Below are 4,734 nucleotides of genomic sequence, written 5' to 3'. Positions count from 1 at the left end.
ATACGGCGATCACCGGGCTGATGTTCATGCAGGCTTTGAGTGAGAACTTCGCACTGACTGCAGGAAAATACAATCTGCTGGATTTGTGGAATATGATCTATCCCAATACGGGACGAGGCATCAACGGCTTTATGAATCTTTCGCTGATTGCACCGACGCCCATCATTCGCACCACGAATCTGTCGATTAATGGAGCCGGTGCAATGGGGCTGCACGAAGGCCAGATTCAGAGTGCATTGCTGGTTTACGACACGACGAATTCATCCACCACTGCTGGCCTGGATGACCTGTTTGACCAGGGGGCCGTGGTATTGGGCTACGGACGGATCTTCACTGAATGGCGCGGTCGTCCCGGCTCGCATGCCCTGCTGGGCAACTGGAGCAGTCGAACTTATACGTCGGTCGATCCGACCAGTTGGACCGTGATTCCCGGGCAGGGAATTGTCGCCCCCGGTCAGCAGACCGGTTCCTGGACCATCAGCTACATTCTGGACCAGGTACTGTGGTCTGACTGCTGCAATGATCAGCGGAACGTGCGACTGATGAGCCAGTGGATGATCGCCGATGGCGATCCGAATCCATATCGCTGGAGCGGTAACGTCGCGCTGCAGGCCAATGGTTTATTTGCCTGCCGCGAACAGGACTCACTGGGAATCGGATATTTTTACAATGAACTGAGCAGCGATTTCAAATCATTGCTCAGCGGGGTCGTGCCGATCCGTAATACACAGGGAGTGGAACTTTACTACAACATGGCGTGGACTCCCTGGTTCCATGTGACTGCCGATCTGCAGGTCCTGGAAGATGCCAACGCCAACGACGATACGTCAGTCATGCCCGGCCTGCGGGCAAACCTGCGGTTTTAATGCTCAGACGACAGGTGTGTATTTATCTCCCCTGTCATCGCCTTGCAGCGCATTCAATGTCTCTCCACTATGGAAATCTGCATCGCTATTACGAGTATCATCGCGCGAAATGAAATTCATCTAAAATACACCAAGATGTAATTGCCATTTTCTATACTCAGGATAGAATGAGGCCTGACAATTCTGTTCCACTCTTTCAGGCATTTGACGTCAGCAGGTCGGAAACAAGAAGAAGTGCATATGTGTCACGTTCGCGATTCATGTCTTCTTCTACACTGCTTATGAAAGATTTACAACAATGAATAACGGGCCTGGGGAGATTTGAGATGAGAAAACCGCTTACAGAGATGAAGTCGTTCATCTTATTACTCTGCCTTACTTTGGGGATGCCAGGGCTGTTTGCAGGTTGTTCCGGGGAGTTCTCCCAGACCGCCTCTGCCCAGGTGACGGATCAAATTGATCAATCCGACACAGCCAAAATACAGTCATCCCCATCTGAATCAGCCACCACATTTACTCCCCAGACAACGGGAGTTCTCGGATCCCCCAGTTCAACTACTACGATCGACGGCAAGCAGCTTCCCGCACCTGCCCCCAAATTTGGAGGCGTGATCAAGGACAACGCACTGCAGTCGAAAGAGTGGTGGGCACCGCGCATCGTGCCGCCGAAAGAATCACCCAATATTCTGCTCATTATGACCGATGACGCGGGATTCGGCGTGCCAAGTACGTTCGGTGGTGTGATACCGACGCCCACCATGGATCGCATCGCCAACGCGGGGCTCCGCTACAACCGGGTCTTCTCAACTTCGCTCTGTTCGCCAACACGCGCCGCCATGATTACCGGACGCAACCATCATTCGGTTGGCTTCGGGGTGATTGCCGAACAGGCCACGGGCTTCCCCGGCTATAACAGCGTCATTGGTGAGAACAATGCCACCATCGGCCGCATTCTGCGCGATAACGGCTACGCGACATCATGGTTCGGCAAGGACCACAACACACCAACGTATGAAGCGAGTCAGGTCGGACCATTTTCTCAGTGGCCAACCGGAATGGGCTTCGACTACTTCTACGGATTCGTGGGGGGGGACGCCAACCAGTGGGGGCCGAACCTGTTCCGGAATACGACGCAGATTTATCCGTGGACGGGGCACGAAGGGACCTTGAAGATGGATCGCACCGACCCGAAGGCGGAGATCTGGCCTGTCACCGGAAAAGAGAGCAAGTGGAACCTGATCACAGCGATGGCCGACGATGCGATCGACTGGATGACACGGATCCACCAGACCGACCCCAGCCAGCCGGTCTTTATGCATTATGTTCCCGGCTGCTCACACGCACCGCACCATCCGAAAAAAGAGTGGGTAGACAAGATTCATGAGATGCACCTGTTTGACGACGGTTATGAAAAGTTGCGAGAGCGGATTTTTGCGAACCAGAAACGGCTCGGAGTCATCCCCGGCGATCTGGTACTGACGCCTTGGCCGAATGAATTCCTGAAACCCTGGGACGAACTGACGCCAGAGACGCAGAAACTCTTCATCAGACAGGTAGAGGTGTTTGCCGCCTACGTGGCCTACAACGACTACGAGATGGGCCGCGTGATTCAGGCTTTCGAAGACCTGGGCAAGCTCGAGAATACAATTGTCATCTACCAGAATGGAGATAACGGCACCAGCGCCGAAGGGGGACCAGAAGGCACGTTCAGCGAGGTCGCGTTCTTCAATGGTGTCGCACCACCCGTGGATGTGCAGATGAAGTTTTATGAAGCCTGGGGAACCGAATATGCCTACAACCACATGTCAGCCGGCTGGTCCTGGGCCTTTGACACACCTTTTGACTGGTTCAAGCAGAATGCCTCACGGCTCGGCGGTATCAACCAGAACATGGTGATCTCGTGGCCTAAGCGTATCAAGGACAAGGGGGGCTTGCGCGATCAGTTCGTCCATGTGATCGACTATGTGCCGACGCTGTTGGAAGTGACAGGTATCTCTGCCCCCCAGTATGTCGATGGTATCAAGCAGAGACCAGTCGAGGGCACAAGCTTCGCATATACCTTTGACAAAAAGAACGCCAAGGCGCCGTCCCGTCATAAAACGCAGTACTTTGAGATGATGGGCCAGTGGGCAATGTATCACGATGGCTGGTTCATGAGTACAAAAGTGAATCGTGCCCCCTGGCAGGCATTTTCCGCAGCGAACCCGGACCCGCTGAATAACCAAGTGTTCCAACTATACAATCTGAATACCGACTGGAACCAGACCAATGACATCGCCGCGGAACATCCCGATAAAGTCAAAGAAATGCGAGCCATGTTTCTGGATGAGGCCGAAAAGTACCAGGTCCTACCACTGAACGCCTCGGTGGGAGCCCGGGTTGCTGCAGCACGTCCGAGCCTCACAGCAGGACGCAAAGAGTTGGTTTATACACGTCCCATGACCGGGCTGCCGCAGGGGGATGCACCGTATCTGCTCGATACATCCTACACTATCACCGCGGACATCACGGTTCCTGAAGGCGGTGCCGAAGGAATGATTGTGACATCCGGCGGCCGTTTCGCTGGCTGGGGCTTCTATCTCCTGGAAGGTAAGCCGGTATTCCTCTGGAATCTGTTAGATATGGAACGACCTAAATGGGAAGCACCCGCAGTACTGTCGCCCGGACGGCATATTCTGGAATTCGACTTCAAATATGACGGTATCGGCTTGGGAACGATGGCCTTTAACAACTTCTCTGGCATCGGTAAAAGTGGAACTGGTACGCTCAAGGTGGATGGCAAAGTAGTCGTCACGCAGAAGATGGAGAAAACGATTCCCATCATTCTGCAGTGGGACGAAAGCTTCGACATCGGCTCCGATACGATTACCGGTGTGAACGATGCGGACTACACGCCACCGTTCCCGCTGACAGCCCAGTTCAACAAACTGATGATCACGATTGACCGTCCTCAACTTTCAGCTGAAGAAAAACAGAAGCTCGAAGAGGGTTTGAAGAAAATGGAGGCGGGGCGGGAATAGAATAATTTCGGAAGACAGACTTTATTTCGATTTCGCATCGCCGGAGAATTCAAACCAGAAATATGCATCATCAAGCAACCAGACAGTGGGTATCTGAGTGTGTGGTTATGCAGGGCTCTTCGTCTGCAGCACAGTTCAGGCACAGACCCGTGAGAAGTATCAGATGACCACTCCCACGCCGCCTGAAGGTAAGGATCGCAACTGGGTACAGACGATTCCCAGCAAGAGCTGGTTCATGATTCTGCGGCTGTATGGTCCACTGAAGCCTTGGTTCGATAAAACCTGGAGGCCAGGGGATATAGAATTACAAGAGTAATTGAATATGATCACCACCAACTGACAGGCGGCTCAGAGTAACATGGTTGAGATGAACCAGCTGCAAAGAGAATGAAGTTGGCCAAGGTATTATTTCTTTAAAGTTGCTCTGACACCAGTACTGGTGGTCGCAGTTTCAGAAATCTCCAAACGCAGCTCACTGCCAGTTGGTGCTCTCGCCTTATTGTCCGAGCCAAGATGTTTCTGAGATTAATGGTTGCGGAGTTTTCGTCAGGCTGTAAGGTCTTCCATGATCGTGATCCCAGACAAGAGAGTTAGAAATTCTTCTACATCGAATGGAGTGCGGTGTACTGCGAATTTCGGCAAGATGATTTGGCTTTGACTATTTCTTAAAGCCCGCGAGACAGAAGCGTGGAAATTAGACTAAAGAACTGGGAATCGTAATCTGCGTTTCGGTGGAGCAGGAGTACGGATTTAGTCAACGTTAGTCGTTGTTTCGCGTACAATCGCTCAAACGACCGTTAATCGGTTTCACGTCACTTCGATTTGCTCAGAAATTGATCCATGTCAGT

At 52.4% G+C, this 4,734-nt stretch carries 3 protein-coding genes; all 3 read left to right on the top strand.

Annotated features, from left to right (window positions below):
- The coding region (locus AACZ40_RS28150; RefSeq protein ID WP_339676892.1) for a carbohydrate porin at window positions 1-866 on the top strand (866 nt) is incomplete at its 5' end.
- A gap of 326 nt (window positions 867-1,192) precedes the next feature.
- Window positions 1,193-3,886: an arylsulfatase gene (locus tag AACZ40_RS28145; protein ID WP_291174978.1), complete on the top strand. Its 2,694-nt coding sequence runs from the start codon at window positions 1,193-1,195 to the stop codon at window positions 3,884-3,886.
- A 163-nt stretch (window positions 3,887-4,049) separates the two neighbouring features.
- Window positions 4,050-4,202, top strand: a complete 153-nt coding sequence (locus AACZ40_RS28140; RefSeq protein ID WP_291174981.1) for a DUF1214 domain-containing protein — start codon at window positions 4,050-4,052, stop codon at window positions 4,200-4,202.
- Window positions 4,203-4,734 lie beyond the last annotated feature (532 nt).

The organism is uncultured Gimesia sp. (genome assembly GCF_963972345.1).
GTDB lineage: Bacteria > Planctomycetota > Planctomycetia > Planctomycetales > Planctomycetaceae > Gimesia.
The sequence above is the reverse complement of the archived record's forward strand: the minus strand, read 5'-3'. Positions and strand labels throughout refer to the sequence as shown.